The sequence below is a fragment of the Prosthecobacter sp. genome, assembly GCF_029946185.1.
Lineage (GTDB): Bacteria > Verrucomicrobiota > Verrucomicrobiia > Verrucomicrobiales > Verrucomicrobiaceae > Prosthecobacter.
Genome location: NZ_JAQSEA010000209.1, coordinates 1 through 25,579 on the forward strand (window position 1 = coordinate 1; position 25,579 = coordinate 25,579).

Annotated in this window: 18 protein-coding genes; 5 read left to right on the forward strand and 13 right to left on the reverse strand. The window is 58.7% G+C overall.

What is annotated here, in order from left to right; translation table 11 throughout:
* Positions 1–338 (forward strand): hypothetical protein (locus PSV43_RS17670; protein ID WP_300200344.1); only part of this gene is annotated, 338 nt, incomplete at its 5' end.
* Between the two features lie 105 nt (positions 339–443).
* Here PSV43_RS17670 and PSV43_RS17675 read toward each other — a convergent pair.
* Positions 444–2,519: a prolyl oligopeptidase family serine peptidase gene (locus PSV43_RS17675; protein WP_300200347.1), complete on the reverse strand. Its 2,076-nt coding sequence runs from the start codon at positions 2,517–2,519 to the stop codon at positions 444–446.
* A gap of 121 nt (positions 2,520–2,640) precedes the next feature.
* Between PSV43_RS17675 and PSV43_RS17680 the strand changes: the two genes are divergently transcribed.
* Complete coding sequence (locus tag PSV43_RS17680; protein ID WP_300200350.1) at positions 2,641–5,049, forward strand: DUF87 domain-containing protein; 2,409 nt, start codon at positions 2,641–2,643, stop codon at positions 5,047–5,049.
* Positions 5,050–5,748: 699 nt separating this feature from the next.
* Here the strand turns inward: PSV43_RS17680 and PSV43_RS17685 are convergent.
* The 5 genes from PSV43_RS17685 to PSV43_RS17705 all read right to left on the reverse strand — a co-directional run bounded on the left by PSV43_RS17685 (position 5,749) and on the right by PSV43_RS17705 (position 11,526).
* Positions 5,749–6,912, reverse strand: a complete 1,164-nt coding sequence (locus tag PSV43_RS17685) for a sulfite reductase subunit alpha (protein WP_300200353.1) — start codon at positions 6,910–6,912, stop codon at positions 5,749–5,751.
* Positions 6,913–6,962: 50 nt separating this feature from the next.
* Complete coding sequence (creC, locus tag PSV43_RS17690) at positions 6,963–8,390, reverse strand: two-component system sensor histidine kinase CreC (RefSeq protein WP_300200356.1); 1,428 nt, start codon at positions 8,388–8,390, stop codon at positions 6,963–6,965.
* Entirely contained in the window at positions 8,387–9,085 is a 699-nt protein-coding gene (creB, locus tag PSV43_RS17695; protein WP_300200359.1) for a two-component system response regulator CreB, read from the reverse strand. Before creB ends, creC begins: the two co-directional genes overlap by 4 nt.
* A gap of 84 nt (positions 9,086–9,169) precedes the next feature.
* A complete protein-coding gene (locus tag PSV43_RS17700; RefSeq protein WP_300200361.1) occupies positions 9,170–10,354 on the reverse strand; it encodes an inner membrane CreD family protein in 1,185 nt (394 codons plus the stop codon).
* 35 nt (positions 10,355–10,389) lie between these two features.
* Complete coding sequence (locus PSV43_RS17705; RefSeq protein WP_300200364.1) at positions 10,390–11,526, reverse strand: hypothetical protein; 1,137 nt, start codon at positions 11,524–11,526, stop codon at positions 10,390–10,392.
* A gap of 321 nt (positions 11,527–11,847) precedes the next feature.
* Between PSV43_RS17705 and PSV43_RS17710 the strand changes: the two genes are divergently transcribed.
* A complete protein-coding gene (locus PSV43_RS17710) occupies positions 11,848–14,304 on the forward strand; it encodes a PVC-type heme-binding CxxCH protein (protein WP_300200366.1) in 2,457 nt (818 codons plus the stop codon).
* Positions 14,305–14,393: 89 nt separating this feature from the next.
* Here the strand turns inward: PSV43_RS17710 and PSV43_RS17715 are convergent, their stop codons facing one another.
* The 3 genes from PSV43_RS17715 to PSV43_RS17725 all read right to left on the reverse strand — a co-directional run bounded on the left by PSV43_RS17715 (position 14,394) and on the right by PSV43_RS17725 (position 17,862).
* A complete protein-coding gene (locus PSV43_RS17715) occupies positions 14,394–15,614 on the reverse strand; it encodes an alpha/beta hydrolase-fold protein (RefSeq protein ID WP_300200369.1) in 1,221 nt (406 codons plus the stop codon).
* Between the two features lie 87 nt (positions 15,615–15,701).
* Entirely contained in the window at positions 15,702–16,310 is a 609-nt protein-coding gene (locus tag PSV43_RS17720) for a 3D domain-containing protein (RefSeq protein WP_300200372.1), read from the reverse strand.
* 283 nt (positions 16,311–16,593) lie between these two features.
* Positions 16,594–17,862, reverse strand: coding sequence for a replication-associated recombination protein A (locus PSV43_RS17725; RefSeq protein WP_345784675.1), 1,269 nt, complete (start codon positions 17,860–17,862; stop codon positions 16,594–16,596).
* A gap of 182 nt (positions 17,863–18,044) precedes the next feature.
* On the opposite strand from PSV43_RS17725, the gene PSV43_RS17730 reads away from it, so the two are divergent.
* Complete coding sequence (locus PSV43_RS17730) at positions 18,045–18,452, forward strand: Rrf2 family transcriptional regulator (RefSeq protein WP_300200378.1); 408 nt, start codon at positions 18,045–18,047, stop codon at positions 18,450–18,452.
* A 24-nt stretch (positions 18,453–18,476) separates the two neighbouring features.
* On the opposite strand, the gene PSV43_RS17735 is transcribed toward PSV43_RS17730, so the two are convergent.
* From PSV43_RS17735 to PSV43_RS17745, 3 genes are all read right to left on the reverse strand, one after another.
* Entirely contained in the window at positions 18,477–18,902 is a 426-nt protein-coding gene (locus PSV43_RS17735; protein ID WP_300200381.1) for a hypothetical protein, read from the reverse strand.
* 2 nt (positions 18,903–18,904) lie between these two features.
* Entirely contained in the window at positions 18,905–20,239 is a 1,335-nt protein-coding gene (locus PSV43_RS17740; RefSeq protein ID WP_300200384.1) for a sulfite oxidase, read from the reverse strand.
* A 142-nt stretch (positions 20,240–20,381) separates the two neighbouring features.
* Complete coding sequence (locus PSV43_RS17745) at positions 20,382–20,927, reverse strand: hypothetical protein (RefSeq protein WP_300200386.1); 546 nt, start codon at positions 20,925–20,927, stop codon at positions 20,382–20,384.
* Positions 20,928–21,059: 132 nt separating this feature from the next.
* Here PSV43_RS17745 and PSV43_RS17750 point away from each other — a divergent pair, with 132 nt between their 5' ends.
* Positions 21,060–23,141, forward strand: a complete 2,082-nt coding sequence (locus PSV43_RS17750) for an FAD-dependent oxidoreductase (RefSeq protein WP_300200389.1) — start codon at positions 21,060–21,062, stop codon at positions 23,139–23,141.
* A gap of 84 nt (positions 23,142–23,225) precedes the next feature.
* On the opposite strand, the gene PSV43_RS17755 is transcribed toward PSV43_RS17750, so the two are convergent.
* Positions 23,226–25,579: autotransporter-associated beta strand repeat-containing protein (locus tag PSV43_RS17755; RefSeq protein WP_300200392.1), on the reverse strand; the 2,354-nt coding region annotated here is incomplete at its 5' end.

Below are 25,579 nucleotides of genomic sequence, written 5' to 3' on the forward strand. Positions count from 1 at the left end.
CCAACGGCGAATTCATCGCCGACTTCCAGATTCTCAAATCCGCCAATCTCAACACCCCGTGTACCGGCTTCCACGTCCGTGGCGAAAAAAATCCCATCGTCCTCATCGGCACAGGCAAAGCCCCCATCGTCTTCGGCCCCGACAAAGTGAAGCCGGGCAAATGGTACCGCCTCCGCCTCAAACTCGAAGGCCCCAAAGCCACCGCCAAGCTGACTGAAACGCAGGACGCCAACCCACAGACGAAAGAGGCGACGTTGGAGAGTGATGCAAAAGGGCCTGTGGGTGTGGCGGATTTTGGAACGCCCATGACCTTCGCGAATTTCTTTGTGCGGCAGTGATTGGAAGTATGATAGATACTCCTGTCCGTCGATCAGCGCGCCCGCCACACCCACCCGACAAGGATTGTCCATCGCACCTTGCCGGATCACTCAAAGCGCCACCGCTCACATCCCCAGCGCCTTCACCAAAAACGCCCACTCGTCCGCTGTCTTCTCAATCGTCTTGTTCAGCGCGGTGCCTGCTCCGTGCCCCGCACTGGTCTCAATGCGGATCAGCACCGGCGGGCCATCCTTCGCCTGGCACTCCTGCAAGCGCGCGCCGAATTTGAAGCTATGTGCAGGCACCACGCGGTCATCGTGATCGCTGGTGAGGACGAGGGTAGCAGGATAGCGGGTACCGGACTTGAGATTGTGGTAGGGTGAGTATCTGAGCAGAGCATTAAACTCCGCAGGATTTTCCACGCTGCCGTAGTCACTCTTCCAGCCCCAGCCGATGGTGAATTTCTCGAAGCGCAGCATGTCGAGCACGCCGACGGCGGGCAGCGCTGCTGCATAGAGTTCGGGGCGCTGCGTCATGCAAGCACCGACGAGGAGGCCGCCGTTGCTGCCGCCTTGGATCGCGAGCTTGGCGCTGGTGGTGTACTCGTGGGAGATGAGCCATTCGGCGGCGGCGATGAAGTCGTCGAACACGTTTTGTTTACCGAGCTTGATGCCGGCCTGATGCCACTCGCGGCCATACTCGCCACCGCCGCGCAAATTGGGCATGGCAAAGACGCCGCCCATTTCCAGCCAGACGGCACGTGAGACGGAGAAGCCGGGGGTGAGGTTGATATTGAAACCGCCGTAGCCATAGAGCAGCGTGGGATTTGAGCCATAGAGCTTCAGGCCTTTTTTGTGGACGATGAACATGGGGACCTTGGTGCCGTCCTTGCTGTGAAAGAAGACCTGCTGCGTCTCAAAGGCGGAGCCGTCGAAGTCCACCTGCGGCTTCCGCCATAGCTTGCTCTCGCCGGTTTTCAAATCCATGCGATAAATCGCGCCCGGCTCAGTGAAACCGGTGAAGGTGAAGAAGGTGGAGGTGTCATGCCGATGACCGCCAAAGCCCATTGCCGTGCCAATACCAGGCAGCTTGACTTCGCGGATGAGTTTGCCATCGAGATCATAGCATTTCACCTCGGTCTTCGCATCGCGCAGGTACTCGCAGAACATCTGCCCGCCCACGGTGCTGACACCTTCCAGCAGCACCTTCGGCACTTCCGGCACCACGATGCGCCAGCTGCCCCGTTCCGGCTTGCGAACGTCGATGGCGATGACCTGAAAGCACGGCGCATTCAGATCCGTGCGGAAGTAGAAGATTGGGCCATTGTTGTCGATGAAGTCATAGCGCGCGTCGTTGTCATTGAGCAGTTTCATCACCGGGCTACCACCCGCGATCTTCTGATAGAATACGCGATTCTTCGGCTCCGTACCCAGCCACACCTGAATGACGAGATACTCACCATCCTCCGTCACGCCGCCGCCAAAGCCCCACTTCGGCTCGTCTTTGCGTTCGTAGATGAGCTGGTCCTCGCCCTGTGGTTTGCCCAGCGCGTGGTAGTACAGCTTATGATACTCGTTCTTCGCCGTCAGAGCCGCACCAGCCTTCGGCTCATCGTAGCGTGAGTAGTAGAAGCCGCTGCTGTCTTTCCGCCATGACACACCGCTGAACTTCACCCACTTCACCACGTCGTCCAAATCACGACCCGTGGCGATGTCACGCACGCGAAGGGTCGTCCAGTCGCTTCCGGCTTCCGAAATTCCGTAAGCGATGAGTTTACCATCTTCAGTCGGTGCATAATCAGACAACGATGTCGTGCCATCTTTTGACATCGCATTCGGATCAAGCAGCACCTTGGGTTCTCCTTCCAGCGACTCTGCTGTCATCAGCACCGCCTGATTTTGCAGACCCGAGTTGTGCGTGAAGAACCACCGCCCGCCGTGCTCAAACGGCTGCCCCACCCGCTCGTAGTTCCACAGCTTCTGCAGCCTGGCCTTGATCTCCTCGCGGCGCGGCAGTTTTTCCAGATACGCAAACGTCACCTCATTCTGCGCCTTCACCCAGGCCTTCGTCTCCTCCGAGTTGTCATCCTCCAGCCAGCGGTACGGGTCGGCGATCTTCACGCCATGCAGTGTGTCCACTACGGACTCCTTGCGTGTCTGGGGGTAGTTCAAAACTTCAGCGGAAAGTGTGGCGGTGGTCATGATAAGCAGAAATGCGGCACGCATGTCTCAACCTGCCTGCCATTTTCGGTTTTGCATTTTCCAATTCTCATTTTGCAATCCCACCCGCCCCCGCCACGCTTATCGCACCACTTTCACCACCATGCCCATCTCTCCTGACCAATACGAAAAGCTCGGCACTTTCTACCTCGGTCGTGAATACGATCTCGCTTCGAAGCAGATCAAAGACGACCTCATTCTCTACGACTCGAAGGATCTGGTAACGCACGGTGTCGTGCTCGGCATGACCGGCTCCGGCAAGACCGGCCTCTGCCTCTCCCTCCTCGAAGAAGCCGCCATGGATGGCGTACCCGTCATCGCCATTGATCCAAAAGGAGACATCGGCAATGCGCTCCTCACCTTCCCCAATCTCTCGCCGCAGGAGTTTCGCCCGTGGATCAATGAAGATGAGGCACGCCGCAAAGGGCAGTCTCCCGATGACTACGCAGCCGCACAATCAGCCCTGTGGCAGAAGGGCCTCGGAGAATGGGGCCAGAGCTCCGACCGCATCAAAAAGCTGCGCGCCACAGTGGACATGGCCATCTACACACCCGGCAGCAATGCCGGCCTGCCCGTCTCCATTCTCAGCTCGCTCAACTGCCCGCCTGCCGAAATCATGGACGATGCCGAAGCCCTCGGCGACCGCATCGAGAGCACGGTCTCATCCATGCTCGGACTCATCGCTGTCGATGCCGATCCTGTGCAATCCCCGGAGCACATCCTACTCAGCAACATCGTCGCTTACTGCTGGAAGAAAGGTCAAAATATCACGCTAGAAAATCTCGTGCGTCAGATCCAGCAGCCGCCGATTCGCAAAGTCGGCGTCGTCGATCTCGACAGCTTCATGCCTGAGGCCAAGCGCACCGCGCTGTCCATGAAGCTGAACAATCTCCTCGCATCCCCCGGCTTCAGTTCCTGGCTCGAAGGCGAGCCACTGGACATCCAGCGCATGTACTACACCCCTGAGGGCAAGCCGCGCATCACCATCTTCTGCATCGCGCATCTCAGCGATACGGAGCGCATGTTCTTCGTATCGCTCCTCATGAATCAGCTCCTCGGCTGGATGCGCACGCAGCAGGGCACCACCTCCCTGCGCGCCATGTTCTACATGGATGAGATCTACGGCTACCTGCCGCCGAGCGCCATGCCGCCATCGAAGAAGCCCATGATGATCCTGCTCAAGCAGGCGCGCGCGTTTGGCCTCGGCATCCTTCTCGCGACACAGAACCCAGCCGACCTCGACTACAAAGCGCTGGCGAACATCGGCACCTGGTGGCTCGGCCGCCTGCAAACTGAGCGCGACAAAATGCGCGTGCTCGAAGGCCTCGAAGGCGCAGCCAACACCGCCGGCGGCAAGTTTGACCGCCAACTGATGGAGCAGACCCTCGCCGGACTCGGCAACCGTGTCTTCCTCATGAACAACGTCCACGAAGACCACCCCGTCGTCTTCAATGTGCGCTGGCTCATGAGCTACCTCAGTGGCCCGCTCTCACGCCCACAGATCAAGGCCCTCATGGACCCTCTGCGCCCGAAGGCCAATGCCATAGCGGCGGCAGCCCAAGACGATGGCTTCGCCCCTCCCGGAGCCAGCAGCGCCGCCTCCGCCAACCGCAACACCTTCCGCCCAAAACTACCCGAAGGTGCCAGCGAACTTTTCCAGCCGAGCGATGAAGACGGCGAGCGCCTCACCTACACGCCCACCATCCTACGCAGCGCCACGGTCCTGTTTGACGATGCGAAGCGGAAGATCAGCGGTCGCAGCGTAATCACGCTCGTCAATGAGATCGACATCGAAAAGCAGAAGGTGCTCTGGGACAAATTCGCCGATGTACCGAAGGATGACGATCTGTCCAAGTTCGATTCCGAGCCCAAGGAAAATGCCGCCTACGCCGATCTTCCCGGTCCCGCATTGAAGACCACGACCTACACCAGCATCAAGAAAGATTTCACCGACTGGGTCTTCGCCAATCACAGCCTCGAAGTGTTCTTTTCATCGTTGCTGGAAGCCTATTCGAATCCCGGCGAGAAGCAGGATGCGTTCAAGGTACGCATCACGCAGAGCATCCGCGAACAACGTGATGCGGCCATCGAGGAACTGCGCGCCAAAACGGCCAAAATCATGAAGTCACTGCAGGATAAGGCGGAGAAGTCCTCGGCCAAGATCGACGTGCAGCAGGCGCAGTCCACCAGTGCCAAGCTGAGCACAGCGGTGCAGATCGGCAGCAGCATTCTCGGTGCGATCTTTGGCCGCAAGAGCAGCCTGGTCAAAGCGAGCACCATCAACAGCGCCTCGCGCGTGTGGAAAGAAGGCCAGGACGTCAAAGCCGCCGAACGCGAACTCGACTCACTCAAAGCCGACATGGCCGAGCTGGAAAAACAGATCGCCGATGACACCCAGAAAATCCGCGATCAGTACGATCCCGCCACGCTGGTCTTTGAAACCTTCAAGCTCACCCCGGTGAAGAAGAACATCCAGGTGACGGCGACGGGGATTCTGTGGCTGGCGAAGTGAAGATGCCCCCCCTCCATTCAGCAGGCCATCGAAGGTCTATACACCGCCTTTGCTACCGCAAAGCGTCCCAGCGAAATTGCTTTGTCGCCGGTCAAGGACCCAGCCGATTTCGCGCCGCTATTGATTACGCCCTTGCGGCAACTTACGGCTGATCAACTCTGGCAGTACTCGTTTTCAGTTTTCTACACCGTGGGCGATGTCGCCGAGTTCGAGTACTTTTTCCCACGAATCATAGAACTGGCCAGCGAACCTTTTTCTCTGCTTGAAATCGAGGTCGTGTTCCAAAAACCAACCATGTCAGGATGGCCGAACGAATGGCAGAAAGACCGCAGGAATGCCTTTCAAACCTACCTTGATGCGATGGTCGCCTCCTGGGCCACCACCGTTTGTGACATTGGAGGCTGGGTTTGCGCGCTGTCATTTTGCCTCCCCGACATTGAGGGGCATCTGGAGGTGCTCATGTCAGGTTCTGATGCCGCCTATGAAAACCTCGTCTCCTTTCATCAAGAAAACAGTGAGACACTCTCCAGGCACCGTCTCAGCAACTCGTTCTGGGAACGCTCTGCGGAAACCCATGCACGAGTCGTTGCTTGGCTGGAGCGAACGGACGTTCAGCAAAGAATTCAATGCCTGAACGAGGCACGCTTCGGCGGCAGTGATGGGCGATGTACCGGATGCGTGGAACGAGATTTCCGTCCCTCAATACACATCCCTGCGATACCGCTTCGCCTCTTTCATCGCATGCACATACGCAGCGGCTTCCTCCACCGTCTTGCCGCCTTCCTGCTCCACGATTGTATGCAGAGCCTTGTCCACGTCGCTCGCCATGCGCGCAGCGTCTCCGCAGACATAAAAGATCGCCCCTTGCTCCAGCCACGCCCAGAGTTCCGCACTGTTTTCCAGCATCTTGTTCTGCACGTAGATCTTCTCAGCTTGGTCGCGGCTCCACGCCGTGCTGAATTTCGTCAGCGTCCCATCCGCAAGATATGCTTCAAACTCCTCCCTGTAGAAGAAGCATGACTTGGCGCTCACTTCGCCAAAGAACAGCCACGCCTTGCCCTTGGCCCCTGTCGCCTTGCGCTCTTCCAAGAAAGCACGGAACGGCGCGATGCCGGTGCCCGGTCCGCACATGATGACAGGCGTCTCCTCATGCGGATCAGGCAGGCGGAAGCCTTTGCCATGATTCACGAAGCATGGAATGAGCGTTTCATTCGGCGTCACTCGCTCAGCAAGGAAGCTAGAGCACACTCCGCTACGCGCACGGTTGTGACTGGTGTAGCGCACGGTGGCGATGGTGAGATGCACCTCCGTCGGATGCGCCTTCTGGCTGCTGCTGATGGAGTAGAGGCGGATGTTCAACTTCTTCTGCGTGGCCATGAACTCCTGAGGCGTGAACTTCGCGATGGGATTTTCCAGCAGCAAGTCCACGACAAACCGACCCCACAGGTACTCTTTGAGCGCATCCTTTTTCTCCGGCACGCTCAGGTCGGCCAGCAGCGTATCGCCTTCGGTTTTTTCGATGATGGCTTTGATCAGCTTGTTATCGATCTCGGTGATGAGCGCGCCTTCGATCAAGGCCTGACGAATTGGCACATCGGCAGCCGTCTTCGGGTGCTTCACAATTTCCTCCCCCGAGAAGCCGAGTGCGGCCAGGGTGTCATCCACCAGCGTCGGATCATTCGTGGGCTGCACAGCCAGCGAGTCGCCCGGCGTGTACTCCAAGCCCGAACCCCCAAGATCAATCTCATAATGCGCGGTGTGCTTGGGCGCATCCGCACCAGAAAGGTTGAACATGCGCTTCACCTTCGCGATGCAAGGGTTCTTGACGTTGTAAACGGGCTTTCCGGCTTCAGGGGTACTCATGAGCGGCAGAGTAGAGTACAGCAGCCAGAATTTGTCAAACTGCCCCTCCCTCACGCAGGGAGAATCAACATCGCCTTGGCACCGGCCACGCCTTCGCGATTTGTCAGTTCCACGCTGCCGCCGTGCAATTGCGCGACTTCTTTGACAAAACACAGGCCGAGCCCCGTGCTCTTCTTGCCACTGTCAGGGCGCGGCAGGGAGTAAAAACGCTCAAAGACGCGGGTGCTGGCGTAGTCCGGCATGCCGGGGCCGGAGTCTTCAATCTCAATCACCACCTGCGCGTCAAAACGATAGCCGTGCGCGGTGATGACTCCACCTTTCGGAGAGAAATCGATGGCATTCTGGAGCAAGTTACCCACGGCAATTTCGAGCAGCCATGGGTCTCCCTGCGTAGTGAGTCCTGACGCCATCTCACTCTCCAGCCGCACTTCTTTCGCCAGAGCCACGAGCGCCAGATGATCCCAGGCACGGTCCAGCAGACTCACGAGATCGACAGTCTCCTTCGTTTCCAGCTTCTTCTGCTTTTCAATGGCCGCGAGGTGCAGCAGGCGTTCGAGCAAATCGCGCAACCGGCAGGCCTCGCTGCGGATGTTTTGCAGAAAACGTGCGCGCTTCGGCTCCGGCACATCGCCCTGCAGGATTTCGCCAGCCCCCAGGATCGCGGCCACTGGGCTCTTCAATTCATGCGTGAGGCTCTGCACGTAGTGCTCCACGTATTCACGGCCTTCGAGGGCATCGCGCATGTCTTCGAGTGCTTTCGCGAGCGTTTTCATCTGATGCCCCGGCATGCGCGGCGAGGTGGAACGCTCGCCACGGCTCACAGCCAGCGCATGCTGGGTGAGAACCTCCAGCGGGCGCGTGGCCCAGCGCGCCGCGAGGTAGATACCCAACAGCATCACCACCACCGTGATGATGATGGACCACTTCAGCCATCTCTCCGTCTCCCACACAAAACCCAGCACGCCACGCTGAGGCTTGGCAACACTGAGCATTCCAATCGTTTTGCCCTCATGCCGGATCGGGGCACCCACATACATAACGATGGACAGCGGATCGCGTTCGCTCATGCGGGAGGACCGCGCGCCGTATTGCCCCATGAGGGTGAGGTTCACATCGCGATGATTGGAGATCGTGCCCGGCTGCTCGATGCCGGCGGAATCAAACAGCACTCGGCCCTGTGCATCGGTAACATAGACCTGCATGTCCACGTGGGTCTTGCTAAGATTGTAGATCTGGGCCTTGAGCTGGCGCTGCTGGGCGGCACGCACCGCCTGCTCGACGGCCTGCGGTTTGAGCACGCCGTTGTCCGCATCTGCGGCGATAACTTCAGCGAGGATGTTGGCCACATCCACCATCGGCTCTTCAATGGCCTCAAAGTACTGCCGCTCCACGCGGTGGATGAGTTGCGTAAAGAGCACAAACAGGCCCACAGTCGTCACCAAGGCGAAGCCCAGCAAAAAGCGTGCGGTGAGGCTCATGCGTCAGGCCAGGTTTCAAGCAGTGAGTAGCCCATGCCGCGATGTGTGACGATGGGATCAAGCCCCTCACGCACGCTGCGCATGCGAGCACGCAGGGTTTTGACGTGCGTGTCCACCGTGCGTTCCATGGAGGCATCCGGCTCTTCGGAGGCGTGGTCCATGAGCTGCTCCCGGCTGAAGACGCGCCCCGGATGTGCAGCGAAGGCTTTGAGCATGCGAAATTCGTAGCGCGACAGATTCAAGGCGGTGCCGAAGTAGATGGCCTGGCAGCGCGTGTCATCAATGACGAGCGGGATGGAGCTTTCCGAGCCAGACACCGGCAGTGGAATGGGTGAAACACGCCGCAGGATGGCGCGCACACGGGCCACGAGCTCGCGCGGGCTGAATGGCTTCAGGACGTAGTCATCGCCACCGATCTCCAGCCCCACCACACGGTCCACTTCACTGGAGCGCGCCGTGAGGAAGAGTATCGGCAGTGACTGGGTCTTGCGGATGGTCTGGCAAACCTCAAAGCCGGTCATGTCTGGCAGGCCGACATCGAGAATGACAAGACTGAAGTCCTGCGACTTCATCTGCTCCAAGGCCGCGCGTCCTGTGGCGGCAGTGGTCACGGCAAAGCCGTCGGCTTCGAGCGCATAGACGACGTTTTCGCAAATGGAAGGTTCGTCTTCGACGATGAGGATTTGGGCAGGCATTTCGGCGGAGGTGAATGTTTGAACCGCTGATGGGAATATGACAAGACGCTTGTGCGGAATCTATCAGCGGTTCGAATCATGGAATCAGGCGAGGCGGGGCGAAACAGCGCCGAGTTTCTGACTCCAGTCCACTTTGGCAGTCAGGGCCATCAAAACTCCGAGCGTGACAATGCCACCCATCGTCAGCGTCAGCCCTGTGAGTCCCTTGAAAAAGAAGCTATAGCTGAAAAGCACCATGTACGCTGTCTGCGCGACGATGCCAACGCGGAACAGAAACTCCCCCGCAGCCGCGCGCAGGTAACCGCACACCAGCAGCAGCGAAGCCCCTGCGGCAATAACAAAGCTAAGATGCACGGGCACCACATCCAGCATGTAGGAGAACAGCAGGGGAAAGGCAAAGAAACCAGCGGCGAGGAAGAAGTAGTTCACCGGATGCAAAGAAACCCCACGGGAAGTCGCAGTGATGATGATCACGGCAAAGAACAGCAGCAGAGAGAGCGGTGCATAAAAGGAGATCTGAGCAGCAACAGGTCCGGCATTGAGCTCGCGCGGCATTTCCATGCCGATGCCCGGTGCGGAAATAGCATCTTCGTATTTCCAGATCAGCTCCATTCCTTTCTCCGTTGGCTTGCGTTCAGTGGGAGAACTGACAGGGAAATTCACATCCGAAAAGTCGGTGGTCATGGAGAGGTTGAAGTCGCGAATGCGGCTGGCATCGGCAAAAGCGTAGCGCCAGAAATCCATGCCACGGCATTCATAGCTGACATTGACCGGGATACTTTCCCCTGGAGCAAGCTGCACAGTGTCAGTGATGACACCCTCCTGCGGTGCGGCCACGGAACGACGAGCCGAGGCACCCTCTCCTAGGCTGAAACGAATTTTATCGAGCAGCGTATTTCCAGCCGGAAGATCGAAGTCAATGCTGAGAGTCTGCGTGATGGTCGTCGTGTTGGTGAAGGTGTAGGCGCCTTCAAATTTCACGCCATAGGTACGCTGCCATAGCAGCCCCATTTTCACGGGCTGATAGGAGAGCTGCACTTTGACATCGCTCTTCGCCGGCTGGAGCACCACACGCGAACCGCTGGATGACGTGAAGCGTGCGACCGGATGTTTTTGCAGCAGCGGTGGTCCCCAACGTCCGCTAACATCGTCCCCTGTTTGATAGCCCACATGACTGGTGCGTTGTGTGATGACTCCACCAAGCAGCCACCATGCGATGGTGGTGCAGACGAAGATGACGGCGATGGAAATGAGATGGGTGAGTTTCATGGCTGTGATGAGGTGATGTTAAGATGAATTGTAAATCAGTTGGCGGTGCGTTTGCGGAAGGTGATGCGGGCCTGCGGTTGCTGATCTCGACAGAGAGATTTGCGAAGATGCAGACCGGGCGCGGTTGCCTTGTCAGTAATGGGATCGACGTTGCCACTGAAGCTGAGATCGTAGGTGGCGGGCAGTTGCACATTCCAGTCGATCTGTTTGGCAAAGAGCGGTGTCTGCGGCAGTGCGAGATCGAGTTCGCCCTCCGCTGGCTGCAATGGCGCGAGCACGGCGGTGAAGGACAGCTTCACTTCCGACTCCGCACCATCGGTGGCGGGATCATCGAGGTGAATCTCCACGCGATTCGCTTCACCGACGGTGGGACGCACAGGATCCCCATTCACATGGCACTGGAGCAGCTTGGCGGACTCTGGGAGCTGAAGCATGAATTTCACCGGGTGATCGTGACGCACCGTGATCGTGCCTTCGGTCAGTGCGGAGCCATCGCGCACTACCTGCGTGGTATAGCCTGCCATGGAGACAATGGCGTCGTCCACAAGACTGGCTATGGGCGACTGCGATGCCTTGCGCGCATCTTCGAAGGTAAATGTAACCTCGCCACCCAGCGCCGGAAGCGCGACGAGTCCTGCACCGGTGATGTTTTGAGAGGTGTTAACATGTTGCAGACGCAGCACTTTGCCTGTGGGGATCTCCTCGACATCGAGCGACGCAATGGGCGAGGCGGCGAGATGCAGCGTGGTTCCCTGCCCTGCTTTGTCGAGCGCGAAGGTCAGCTTCACATTTTGCGCACCGGCTTTGTCGGTAATCAGGCAAAGGCTGTCGTCAACGACGACGAGGCGCGCATCCTTGGGCTCCACCATGAGTACGCCTGTGGCAGCACCCGCGAGAGGGACCGTGTGCCACTCACCATCGAAGTTCTCGACCTGCATGTCGGCGGTGATGGTATCAGCGTGCGTATCGAGATGATACAGCGCGGAAAGCAGCGCCGCAGGAATGGGCGGCGATGGTTTGGGCGCGGGCGGCTCCTTTGGCAAAGTGGCCGCGACGAGGCGTTTCAATTCACCATAGGTGATGCGCACCTCGCTCTCATCAAGCGTGGCGTTGGTGATGGACTGAGCCAGCAGTGTGCCGGTTCCGATCAGGAGAAGAATGAGTGGTTTCATCGATACCCAAACTCAAAAGCGGCGTGAAACCTTGATGAAGCCGGAATGAAATGCGGGTGAAAAAAGAACTTCCGAGCTTAAGCTCGTTCCGGAGAACCCTCGCACAGCGTGACGTCGGCGAAAAGCCTGCCGCACATCGCAGGCTACAACTACGTTATGTTGTACCGGCTTCAGCCAGTTCCGGAAAGCGCGATCAGACCCGCCATCTGTGCACCCAACCCCATAGAACAGCTCTGGAGATCGAAAACGCATTCCACAAATTCACCTTCGCCGCAAAGGAAGCTTCACCGCATCAGCGTTGGTTTCCATTCATCCATCGTCATGCCAAGATTCATCCTGACCCTCCTATTTAGCAGCAGCCTTCTAAACGCTGTCGAAGTCCCGCTCGCGTTACGCGAATATGTCCTGCCCGACACAGCCAAGCTTCAGGACGAACAAGGCCGCGACAATGGCGTGCGTTTTGTCGATCTGAACGGCGATGGGCATGAGGACATCGTGCTTTCCAATTCACGTCAGTATGGGGTGTTTCTCTTCGTGCCGAAGGAGCGGGCCAAGAAGGGACTGCAATGGAATGAAGGCTGGTCGCAGGTGATGCGCGAAGGCAAAACGGGAGATGCAAACAGCCTGCCGCTGATCGTGCATGCCGATGGCAGCGACACCGGCACCTCCTTTCATGATGGCGCGATGTGGAAGGGAGCAAAGCAGCTCCTGCCGTTTGCCGAGCTGCTCAAAGTCCCCGGGCCTGGACCTAAGTCACCGCAGGATTCACTCAAAGCGCTGCACGTTAAGCCAGGATTTGAGGCCATGCTGGTGGCCGCTGAACCGCTGGTGCAAGATCCGGTGTTCATCGACTGGGACGCGAAAGGCCGCATGTGGGTCGTCGAAATGGGAGACTACCCATTCGCCCCCGGCGAAAAGACGAAGGATGGCAGCATGGGGCAGAGCAAGGTTTCCGAGCTGCAAATGGGACGCATCAAAATCCTCGAAGACACGAATGATGACGGCGTGTACGACAAGTCCACCCTGTTTCTCGACGGCCTGAAACATCCCACTGGCCTAGCACTTTGGAAAAACGGCGTCTTCATCGCCAACATCCCTGACATATTCTACGCGGAGGACACGGATGGCGATGGCAAGTGCGACAAGCGTGAGACGTGGTTCACCGGCTTCACCGCCGGCAATCCACAGCATCTGGTAAACGGCTTCTGCTGGGGCCTGGACGGTTGGTTCTACGGCGCGAACGGTGACAGCGGCGGCGACATCACTTGCGTGAAGACGGGCAAAAAAATGGCTCTCGGCACAAATGATTTCCGCTTTGATCCACGCACCGGCGAATTCGCTCTGGAAGGCGGGCGCAGCCAATATGGCAAGTGGCGCGATGATTTTGGCAACTGGTTCGGCAACAATAACAGCACCATCGGCTGGCACTACTGGCTGCCGTTTCGTTATCTCGAACGTCATGCTGAGGTCGTGGTGAAATCCATCCGCAGCGATATGAATGATGAGAAGCTCCTCTACCCCGCCAGCCCGCCCTTGCGCCGATTCAATCAGGCCAGCGCAGTCAACACGCTGACCTCCGGCTGCTCACCCATGCCTTTTCGTGACAGCTCCTTCGGCACTGATGGAGCGCAGGTGATGTTCATCTGCGAACCGGCCAACAATCTGGTGCATCGCGAAGTCCTGAACTACAACGGCGGCACCATCACCAGCAAACGTCACCCGCACGATGTGGAAAGCGAATTCATCGCCAGTGAAGACAACTGGTTCCGCCCCAGCATGGCGCGCACAGGGCCGGATGGCGCGCTGTACGTGGTGGACATGTACCGGCTCGTTTTGGAACACCCTGAATGGATTCCAGCGGAGATCGCCCGCGGACTGGATCTGCGCGGCGGAGAAGATCGCGGGAGAATCTACCGCATCAGTAAAACGGGAACTCCAACCGGAACGCCTAAAGGCTGGACTACAATACTCAACCCGACTGAGGCGATGGAGTCTGCGAATGGGTGGATGCGTGACACGGCGCAGAGGCTGCTGATTGAGCGGCATGAGACGTCCGCGGTGGCTGAGCTGAAGCTGCTGCTGGGTGCTGCGCCTGCGGTACGAGTACAGACAGCGTTTACGCTGATGCAACTTGGTGCCATGACGGCAGATGAGGTATTTGCCTTGATCAAACCTCTCACGCCGCAGGTGCGTGCCGCTGCGCTGACAGCCACGGGCACGCAGTCAGATGCGGTATTCAGTGAGTTTGAGAAAGTACTGCTGAAGCAGGCACCGCAGAAAGCAGCCAGCGTGGCCGTGATGCCGGTGATCACAAACCAGAATTCGAACCGCCAGAAGGTCGTCGCCAAATACGTAGCGGATGCGGTTAACCTCAAGGGCGATGCGAAGCGCGGCGCATCGGTGTTTCAGAAAGTGTGCATGGTCTGCCATAAGGTTCGTGAACTGGGCGTGGAAGTGGGCCCCGATCTGACGACGGTCGCCACCAAGCCGCGTGGGCAGCTCATCGAGGCCATATTTGATCCGAACCGCGCCGTAGAGCAGCGCAATGCAGCCACGCAAGTGACAAAAAAAGATCAGACGCTGCTTGTGGGTCAGCTGGCCTCCGAGACCCCAGGTAATATCACGCTGCGTTTGCCGGGCGGTGCTGAGATGGTGGTGCTAAGAAGTGACATCCGCGAACTCAAAACGCTGACGACTTCGATCATGCCGGAAGGACTGGAGAGTGTGCTCAGCGCGCAGGATGTGGAGGATGTGCTGACGTTTATTGGGAGCAAGTAATGACGCCAAGGAGGTGGCATGGAGGCCAAAGTAGTTGCGAGATTTTGAACTACTTTGATCGGAAGGGGGCGGAGACCCCGCCACCTTGACTACTTCACATCATGCCAGAGCCAGCGCAGGGCTTCGGGGAGGTTGGGAGCCATGCCTTTGCTGCCATGGAAGCATTGGGTCCAGTCGATGCGGAAGTCGTAGTTCATGTACTTGAGCGCAGCGGCCATCTGCTTGTTAGCGAGAGGCCAGTTGCCGAATTTGTTGTCGATGTCGTTTTCGCCATCAAGGAGGTAAATGCGGATGGGTTTACGCTCGGTGAGGCGGATGAGGGAGGGATAGACGTGCCCGCCTTTGAGATCGACGAAGGAACCGACCCAGGAGAGGACTTTGCGGAATTTGTCGGGGCGTTCCCACGCGACGGTGAAGGAACAGATGCCGCCAGAGGAACCGCCTGCAATGGCCCACGCTTCGGGCTGAGGGCGAAACTTGGTCTGATACCGCTTTTCGACCTCAGGGAGAATTTCGTTGATCAGGAAGCGCGAGTAGGCATCACCAACGGAGTCGTACTCAAAGCCACGATTGGCGGCCTTCGCGCCGGGCCGCTGCTTCGTCATGCGGCCAGGGTCAATGAAGACGCCCACGGTGCGAGGCATTTCCTTTTTGTGGATGAGATTGTCGAAGACCACCGAGACGCGGATGGCCCCGTTGGGATCGACATGGCGCGAGCCATCCTGCCAGACCATGAGGCAAGTTTCCTCGCCGGGCTGGAAGCCTGCGGGCAGATAGACGGTGACATCGCGCACGGTGCCGGGGAAGACCGCGCTCGTTTTCCATACAAACTTTTCCAGCTTGCCCTGGGGCACGTTTTTCTGCGGCAGGCTGTCGGCAGTGTAGTCAAAATGTTCGACACGCACCGTGCCAGCGAGGTGAGGCATGCCCTCCGACTCCACACGGTAGCCAGTTTCGGTAAAGTTGGGCATTTCGGTGACGAGCACCTGCAGCCCTTCATCTCCCAGCGCCGTCATCTCGCCAATCAAAGAGCCGTCCTGTTGCACGACACGCGCAGGCTTGGGATCGATGATGGCCCAGGCGACCGTGGTGGCCTCGATCTTCGCCGCAGCCCTGCCCAGGGTCAGATTCTGCCGGCCAAAGAGGCGTACAACTTGGTCATGCAGCGTCTTTTGCACCTCGGGCTGTGACATTTTTTTCAAGCCAGCGGCGATCTGCCGCGGTGTGATGGGTGGCGGCGTACGCGGCTTGTTTTGAGCAGTTGTAAAACTGACGGCAAAGAGGAACAACGAAAGAAAGACAACACGCATGAGTGTGAAGCTAACGACACACTCGACTGCGGAATATCGATGATTTACCGCGATCGCAGAGGAATACTCAAATACCCCCCCCTCGATTTACAGCGATGCTGTGAATGGTGTCTTGCCATGAGGCAGAACAGCCGTGCGCAGACGCGCTTCGATGCCTTCCATCATGGCGCGGACATGGCGCCATTTGGTACGATCACGCATGAGATCCATGCTCTTTTCATACGATCCCCATTGAATTACCTCGATGTCCACATGGCGCACCCCCCAGTCGTCCATCATGGAGCGGCTGGGTTTATACAAATCAATCGTGCCGGTGCCGACGAGGGCGCTGCCATAGTCATCCACCACATAGGTCACTCCTGGCTGGTCGGCGATGCGGAACTGTGTGCCGACAGGAAAACGTGACCAGTCTGCTGCAGCACTGCGAACATTGCCAAATCTCAAATTCGTGCCGATCGCATTCTTCACCCCATAGACGATGTGATCACTTTCATCATGCGTGTAGGCGGTGGTCCTCACACGCATCTGAGAATTGCGATTCAAATTTGAAGACAGCAGAAGCGGCGGCCTCGGGTCCTCAAACACAAAAGTGTAACGTTTGATCGTGCTTGGGCGAAACGCTACATTGTTCGCCAAAGCTTTGCGCACCTCGTATTTGACGCCCGTTTGCAGCGGGGCGCTTGCTTTGTGCCTCATTTCCTTCCATGTAGAGGACAAGGATTGGTTGGGCAGAGCACAGGAAGACAGTGCGGTCAGCAAGACACCAAATATGCCACAGGCGATCAAATGTGAGTTGTACATGGCTCGATATTTTCGGAATTACGGAAAATATACCGTAATTTTCACATGTCTTCAATATAAAAAGCATATTTTCCATATTGTTAAACTTTAATATTCCTTAACTGCATAGCAATTACCTGCTGCGCGCAGCTCCCGACAAGCTCTTTGAAATGGGCTTTTCTCTTCTCCTCCCAGCCCATTACTCCGCCTGCTCTTCCCAGAGCTTTCTCCAGTGATCGAGGCGTTCCTTGACGCGGGCCTCCAGCCCGTTCGCGGTGGGGTCGTAGTACTGCTTCCCGCCTTCCAAGCAGCGCTGAGGCACGAAACCGCCCTCGTAGTTGTGCGGGTACATGTAGCCTTCGCCGTGGCCGAATTCTTTGGCGGCTTTTTTGTGGTGCGCGTCCCGCAGGTGCTTGGGAACCGGCAGGGTTCGACCGTTTTTCACATCATCTAATGCAGCATCGATGGCGGTGTATGAACGATTGCTCTTCGGCGCGGTGGCATTGTAGATGGTCGCATGCGCCAGGATGATGCGCGCCTCCGGCATGCCGATGAATTCCACGGCCTGCTGCGCGGCCACGGCCACACGCAGGGCATTGCTGTCGGCCATACCGATGTCCTCGCTGGCTGCGATAACAATGCGCCGGGCGATGAAGCGGATGTCCTCCCCGGCGTAGAGCATTTTGGCCAGCCAGTAGAGCGCGGCGTCCGGGTCTGAGGCACGCATGCTTTTGATGAAGGCGCTGATGGTGTCGTAGTGCGCGTCGCCATCGCCGTCATAGACGACGGTCTTTTGCTGCACGGATTCCTCCGCAGCAGCCAGGGTAATGACAATCTCGCCAGCCGCATCCGGCTGAGTGGTGAGAACGGCGAGTTCGAGGGCATTGAGGCAGCGGCGGGCATCCCCATCTGCCACGGTGGCAAGGTGCAGGCGCGCGTCCGGCGCAAGGCGGGCGTGCATGGCGCCCAGGCCGCGCTCCGTGTCAATCAGCGCACGGTCCATCAGGGCTTCGAGGTCAGGGATACCCAGCGGCTCCAGCGTGAAGACCTGGGAACGGCTGACCAGCGGGCTGTTCACATAAAAGAAAGGATTGTGCGTCGTCGCACCGATGAAGCGCAGCGTGCCGCGCTCCAGATGCGGCAGCAGCACGTCCTGCTGCGCTTTGTTGAAGCGGTGGATCTCATCCACAAAGAGGATGGTCGTTTTGTTGTAGAGGCGGATGTGATGTCCGGCGTTCTCAGCCTCCTTGCGGATGTCTGCCACGCTGCTTTCCACGCCGCTGAGCGTGACGAAGCGTGATTTTGTCTCCTGCGAGATGATGTGGGCGAGCGTGGTCTTGCCCACCCCAGGTGGCCCGTAGAGGATGAGCGACGAGAAACGGTCCGCCTGCACAGCGCGGCGCAGCAGCTTGCCCTCGGCCAGGATGTGCTGCTGCCCGGCATACTCCTCCAGCGTGCGCGGCCGCATGCGCGAGGCCAGCGGCGCACCTGCATGGTGCACCGCTGCGCCCGCACGAGGCGGTTCAGGGGGCGGAGAGGCAAAAAAATCGTCGCTCATGCGGTGGGAGGGACGATGAATGACGCGGAAACGCTCCGGCAGCAAATCGCAGTTTGCACCAGCGGTCGTTTGATGTTCGATAACACTCCCTGATGAAGCTCTCCAAAAAAGCCGAATACGCCCTCCGCGCCCTCGTGGCGATGGGTCGTGAGCGCGAGGGCACGAATTTCTCCATCCAAGATCTCGCCAGCAAAGAGCACATCCCTCTCAAATTCCTTGAACAAATCCTGCTGGCCCTCAAAAACGGCGGCCTGCTGCGCAGCAAGCGCGGCGTAGGCGGCGGCTACCAGCTTGTGACTAATCCGGCGCGCATCACACTGGGAGAGGTGGTGACTCTGTTTGACGGCCCGTTTGATCCCATTCCGGGTGCAGACCAGGATGCACTGGGGCAGGTCTTCAGCGGGTTGCGCGATCAGGTGGCGCAGTGGTTTGCGGAGCACACGGTGGCGCAAATCATCGCCAAGGAGCACACGCATGAGACGGTCTCGTTTGAGATCTGAAGCCGCCACAGCGCCCTGCAGGCCTTATTTCCCAGCGGGTGGAGCCGTGGGGATCAGCCCCGCTTTCTTCTTCGCCTCCGCCTCCTGTCGCGCTTCGGTGCCATAGGGATTGGCGGGCATGAGACTGAGCGAGATGGGGGCACGGCGAAACTTGTCTCCGGGGCCGTAATTCGCCGCAAGGTAGGTGATGATGGACTTCTCAATCGCCGGTTCAAGCTTCCAAAGCCCGCCGTGCTTCTGCATCCAGACGAGTGTGTCTGCCCAATTGGATTCAGTGCCGCGCTGCTGCAAAAACGTCTTGGGCGAATGGCAGATGATGCAGTGGTTGCGAACGATCTCCCAGTCGCCGGTCATCTTCATGCCGGTGACAGGATCGAGCGGGACCGGCGCCTCCGCAGAACACAGGCTGCGCAGCACCAGCATCAAAGTGAAAACAAAGAGAAAGCGCATGATCAGACAGCCTGGATGGCGATGCGGTGGCAGGAGTTGTTCAGGTAGCCTTTCGGATTCCAACCCGGGAGGATCATGGGCTGTGCATGCCCCTGGCTATCCACCGCGCGAGCCCAAATCTCGTAGTAGCCTTTTTTCGGCAGGGTCATCTGCGTCGTCCACTGCTGCCAGGCATAGCGGTTCACCGGCTTCTCCAGCTTGGTATTCTGCCAAGTGGCCCCGAAGTCGATGGATATCTGCACCAGAGCAACTTCCAGTTCTCCAGCCCAAGCATGACCGCGCACGGTCAGCGGAGCGGCCAGCGGCTGACTGACGCCTGATTTCGGAAAGGTGATGAGCGACTTCACGGGCATGGACTCGATGATGTCCATGTCCTCCTCCGGAACCTTGGAACCGGGAGCCACGGGATAGCGCGGCATGCGGTAGGCATCCCCCGTCATTTTTTCGCCGTCATGCTCACGATCACGGATGACGATCTTCTTCAACCACTTTCCACAGGTAGATGCGGGCCATCCGCCAAACACGAGACGCAGTGGGTGGCCATTCTGCCAGGGGATGTCCTCGCCGTTCATCGCGAAGGCTAGCAGGGTTTCAGCCTCCAGCGCCTTGCGGAGCGGGGCACCGCGAGAGATGACGACTTTAGTTACATCGCCGGAGAGATGGATGTCCGCGCCGTAGTAGCCGATATACACGGCGTCCGGCTTGATGCCGCAGTGTTGCAGCACGTCGCGCAGGCGCAACCCGGTCCATTGCGGGCAGCCCACCGCACCGGTGGTCCACTGCGTGCCATGGGTCGGTGGATTGAACTCGCTGCGGCCGTTGCCTGCACATTCCAGCACCATCTGCACGGTGTGGTGGGTGAATTTTTCCTTCAATTCTTTGAGCGTGAAGCTCATGGGCTTCGCGCAGCTTTCACCGGCGATCTCCAGCGTCCACTGCTCGGGTGCCAGTGCATCGACAGCCGGGGCGATACCGTTGTTACGGATGAAAAGGTGCTTCGCAGGCGTGACTGCATCATCAAGCAGATGGGCGGGAGTCTCGGCGAGCACCGGGCGGTCATTGAGGAAAGTCAGCCCCTCCTTGCCAGATATCTGCAAGGGGTCCGTGCTCTGTGCCAACGCCACAGGAATGAGCCCGGCTGGCATCTTGTCAGCAAAAACAATCTCTGCGCCGACAGCGGCGCTCACGGAAGAAATGCCCAGACGTTCGAAAAAACCACGGCGGCTGACAGAAGGGGCCGGGCGGGCAGCACCACTGTCATCCCTCGAGGGCAGCGTCTGGGGCTGGAATTCGTGCGTGGTGGCCTGCGTGTCGGGGCGCTCAGTCTGGGCAGTCATGGGCAAAAGAATACGCTGTATGCGTCAGATTCTATACGATCATCAAAACTTGCGCACGCAAATCTGACGGTATATCCCGCCGCTACCCCATAAGGGCGTGAACACTTTCCCTCATGCTCACCACATTCCCAACCGTCTGCCACTACTGCCAGTTGCCAAAGGCGTAAGGATTGTTGGGATTGGTCGGAGGCTGCTGGTTGTAACCATTGCCATTGCCGGGGTAGTAGCTGGACTGCTGGCCATAGCCATTGTAGTTCGACTGCTGACCGGAACCGTAATAAGGCTGCTGGCCACCGTCGTAGTTCGACTGGTAGCCGCCATTCGGCTGCGAATAGCCCTGATCATAGCCTTGCTGGGGATAACCCTGCTGCTGCTGAGAATATCCACGCTGAGCATTGCTCAACATGCTACCCGCCAAGGCACCAAGGACGCCACCGATGGCCGCGCCCTCCAGCCCACGGTGACGCTGATTGCCAATGATGCCGCCTGCGCCAGCGCCGAGCAGCGCACCTGCCACGGTGCCACCCGCCGAGGAGCCCCCGTAGCCGCCACCGCCATAGCCGTTGTTGTAACCGCCGCCGCCATAGCCGTAGCCGCCGCCATAACCGTTCGGACCGACGCAGGAGGCGACTGAAAAAGTCAGCAGCAGGGTTCCGAGGGAAAGTGTGCGAACGAGCGTGGTCTTCATGAAGTTGTGAGGTGAATCTTGTCCTGCACTCTGACGCGACTTTCGGCGGAGTATTCGATTATTTTTCAGCGCGGGGTCTAAAGCATCCCCACGGTTGCAAAAACACTCCACCTGCGCTGGGATAGCCTTGCCATGAAGCTACTCCCCAACCTCCTGCTTGCCACGCTCGCCGCCGCCGCCCCGCTCGCGGCGGCAGATTCGTATGACATCGTCGTCTATGGCGGCTCCTCCGGCGGCATCACCGCTGCGATCCAGGCGGCACGCATGGGCCGCACAGCGGTGATCATTGAGCCGACGAAATTCCTCGGTGGCCTGACGACCGGCGGCTTGGGAGCGACGGACATCGGCAACAAGAAAGCCATCGGCGGCATGTCGCGCGAGTTTTACGCGAACGTCTTCACCTACTACAACGACCCGGCGAAGTGGCAGCACCAGACCCGGGAGGAATACTATGCCAAAAAGCCGCACGGCAATTCCGGCAACGAAAACACCATGTGGACCTTCGAGCCACATGTCGCTACGGCGATCTACGAAACCATGCTCGGCACGGTGAAAAACAAGGTGACCGTGGTTTTCAGCGAGCGCCTGGACTTGAAACAGGGCGTGATCAAATCCGGCACACGCATCACGCAGATCATCATGGAAAGCGGGCGCACCTTCGCGGGCAAGATGTTCATCGACGCCACCTATGAAGGCGACTTGATGGCCAAGGCGGGCGTGAGCTACGCAGTCGGCCGCGAGCCAAATACGCTGTACGACGAGACGATCAACGGCGTGCAGAAGGTCAAAACCATCCACCACCAGTTCACCAAGAACGTCGATCCCTACGTGGTGCCCGGCGATCCAAAAAGCGGCGTGCTGCCCGGCATTGATCCCGGCGACATCGGCGAGGACGGCAGTGGCGACAACAAGCTCCAAGCCTACAACTTCCGCATGTGTACCACCGACGTGCCGGAAAACCGCCTCGACTGGGAGAAACCCGCCAACTACGACGAGAAATGGTTCGAGCTGGCCCTGCGCAATGTCGAAGCCGGTGATGACCGCATCTCCTGGGCACCCTCCATGATGCCGAACCGCAAGACGGACACGAACAACAACTTCGCCATCAGCACCGACTTCATCGGCCAGAATTTTGGTTATCCCGATGGTGATTATGCGACCCGTGCCAAGATCTGGCAGGCGCATGTAGACTGGCAGAAGGGCCTCATGTGGACCTATGCCTACCATCCGCGTGTACCGGAAAAAATCCGCACCGCTTTTCAGAAGTTCGGCCTCTCCAAAGATGAATTCAAGGACAACGGCAACTGGCCGCGCCAGCTCTACGTTCGCGAAGTTCGCCGCATGGTCGGTGGTTACGTCATGAGCGAGAAGAACTGCAAGCGCCGCGAGATCGTGGAAGACAGCGTGGGCATGGGTGCCTACAACATGGACTCGCACAACGTGCAACGCTACATCACCAAGGAAGGCTTCGTCCGCAATGAGGGCGACATCCAGATCGGCACGCGCCCCTACCCCATCAGCTACCGCAGCATCACTCCGAAGGCGGCGGAGTGTACGAATCTCCTCGTTCCCATCTGCCTCAGTGCCACGCACATTTCGTATGGCAGCATCCGCATGGAGCCCGTGTTCATGGTCATGGGCCAGAGCGCTGCGACGGCGGCGGTGCTCGCCATCGAGAGCGACAAAGACTTGCAGCAGATCGACCTCGCCAAACTCAAGGAAAAGCTGCTGGCCGACGGCCAGGTGCTCGACTTTGAATCGCCCCCCATGCCAGAGCATGTCTCGATCAGCAAAGAGAAGCTCGGTGGCATCGTCGTGGATGACAGCGAGGCCGAACTCACCGGCTTCAGCAGCGAAGGCCACGGTACACCGGGCTTTGTCGGTGCCGGCTACCGCCATGATGGCGACACCGCCAAAGGCGAGCAGAAAGCCCGCTTCACCCCCGACCTGCCTGCCGCTGGGCAGTATCGCGTCGCGATTACTTATTCGGCGCTGGGCAATCGTGCGGACAAAGTGCCCGTGATCATCCACCATGCCGAGGGTGAAGCCACGGTGATCGTGAATGAGAAGAAGAAAGCCCCCGAGCAGGATATACTGCTGCCGCTGGGCACCTATCGCTTTGAAAAAGGCAAGTCCGGCTGGCTGGAGATCCGCAACGAAGGCACGAAGGGCCATGTGCTCATTGATGCGGCGCAGTGGCTGCCTGCGAAGTGACATAGATTTTAGGAGGGGAACCATCCTGGTCTCCTTGTCCGGAAGGGATCAGAATGATCCCGCTCCTATAGCACCATCACCATTTCAAATACGGCGACGATTGAAGGTCAGCGCCAAGCTGGCGAGAAGCAGCAGCACGGCGCGTGAGGGCTCGGGGACGGCAACGAAGAGCACGCCGGTGGTGAAGAGTTTGGAGGTGTCCCAGATGAGTCCTGCCGTCAGCGTGGGCAGATCATACTGGATAGTGGTCATGGACACGGGGCCGGACAGACCGGACCAGTCAAATAGCTGCCACTGATCTCCGTTCGCATAGTCGGTCATGCTGTTGGGGTTTGAAACCCGCAAAAGTGTGTCCATATCCAGGCTCACCGCGCCTGAAATGATGGCACGGTCAGCGGCGGCGAAGTTGCCGGTATTGTCCCCCTCACCGGCTCCGGAGAAAAGGTCAAAAGTCATGATCGAGCCTGACGAAAAACTCAAAACACCCGTGCCCGATGTCTGAATGGTGAGTGTGCTGGCCGCAGCCGGGATTCCCCCTGGCAACTCAGTGCCAATCTGCAAGGTGCCGCCTGTCAGCATCACACTTTGATCCGCCTTCGGTGCAATGCGCCCGCTGCCGCCCAGCACCGCGCCGGACTGGACGGTGACCGCACCCAGCCCGGTGCCGGAGCCGCTGGTATTAGTCATGAGCAGGGTTCCTTCATTCACCGCAGTGCCTCCGCTGTGAGTGCTGCTTCCAGTGATGACCCAGGTACCGGTGCCGACTTTTTCGATCCTGCTGGTGATGCTGACGCTCACATCGGGCAGACTGACGATCTCGTTTGCGCCGGTATTTGTGCCGCCTAGGCGCAGCACGCGCTGCACTGGATTGCTGCCTGCGGCTGTGAATGGAGAAGTGAATTTGACCGTGCCTGTGCCGGTATTTTCCAACACAGCCGTCACTGAAATCACGTCGGCAGCTACGTCGCTGTTGCTGATGTTGATTGCGCGGTTCGTTACGGAATCGGTATCACCGGTGTAGCGCAGAGTGGCCAGCACATTGTAGTTCTGCGCGGAGGTGGTGGCCGTAGCCATGTCGATGATCTGGGTGGTGCTGTTGTAGTCCCCGGTGCCGAGCGAACTGACCTGGCCCTTGTCCGCAAGCGTGCTGACCTCAATGGTGTTCTGGAGCAAGGTGGTCTTGCCTTTGTAGGTGTTCGCGCCGCCAAGCTGAAGAGTGCCGAGCGAGATGGTCAGATTGAGATTGTTTTCGTTCGTGCCAGAGCCCCCGATGAAGCCGCTGCGAAAATCAAGCGTGCCAGAGACGTAGTGGAGGAAGGTGCTGAGGCTGGTGGTGCCGCCGACCAACGCATTGTTTGAACCTGTGCCTTCTGTGCGCAGCCCGCCATACTGGGTAACGGCGTAGCCCGTGGAAGCACTGCCCAGTATCAGCTTTCCGCTGGTGCTGCCACTGCCCAGCGTGAAGGTGGTCCCGTAGAAGAAGGCGTAGCTGATGGCTGTGCTGGTGGTTTTTATGAGTTGCAGGGCACCGTCCTGAATCCGTGTGGCACCGCTGTAGTCGCCGGAGGTGTAGCCAATGTTGTACTCGTAAATGAGCGTGCCTGCGCCGGTTTTAGTCAGGGCTGTCGTGGTGACCGTGCCGCCAACAGTAGCGGTCGTGTTCAAGATGCGACTGCTGATGGTCAGGGCTGCGTCTGTGTTGTTCTGAAAGATGGTCAGTTCCGTGGAGCCCACCGCCGCACGAATGCCACCACCAGTGATCGTCGTGATATTCGCGCCGACATTGGGTGTGACCAGAATGCCCCCGAGCGCGAGGACGAGAGTGCTGGCGTCCTGTGTAATGGTCGTGGCCTGGGATTGATTAAATCGCAGGCTGCCGATGCTGCTACTCGCACTCAGCGTCGTGGAGGTGATGCCTGCTGCGATGTCCGCATTGCCAGCCAGAGTGGTCGCAGTGCTCAGCGTGTAACCACTGATGCTGGAGAGTCCCGCCAACGAACGCAGGCCGGAAACCGCAGCCGTTGTGGCGGCCCAGTCGTCCAGCCCCACCGTGGCGAAAGCGACACCCCCTGTGCCAGTGACCAGCGCATTGTCCGTGCCGCTCGTCGTTTTGATGGACCCGATGGTGGGCAGATCCAGACGCAACGTGCCGCCCACGACCGTGCGCGAAATGGCTCCAAAGGTGATGTCCATGCTGCCTGTGCCGGAGGAGACAGCTGTGATGCGCGAAGATCCGCTGGCGATGGTCAGCGTGCCCAAGGCTTGACTGCTGGCCCCGTCCACCTTGCCCGTGGTCCGGAACGTGCCACCGCCGAGGGTGAGCGTGCCTACGGTGCTGCTGAGCGTGGCTGTGGTATAGAGCATGTTGGCCGCAGGCGCATCCGCTGAGGTGAAGTCCAGATGCAGTACGCCATTGTTCACTGTGGTGATCCCCGTGC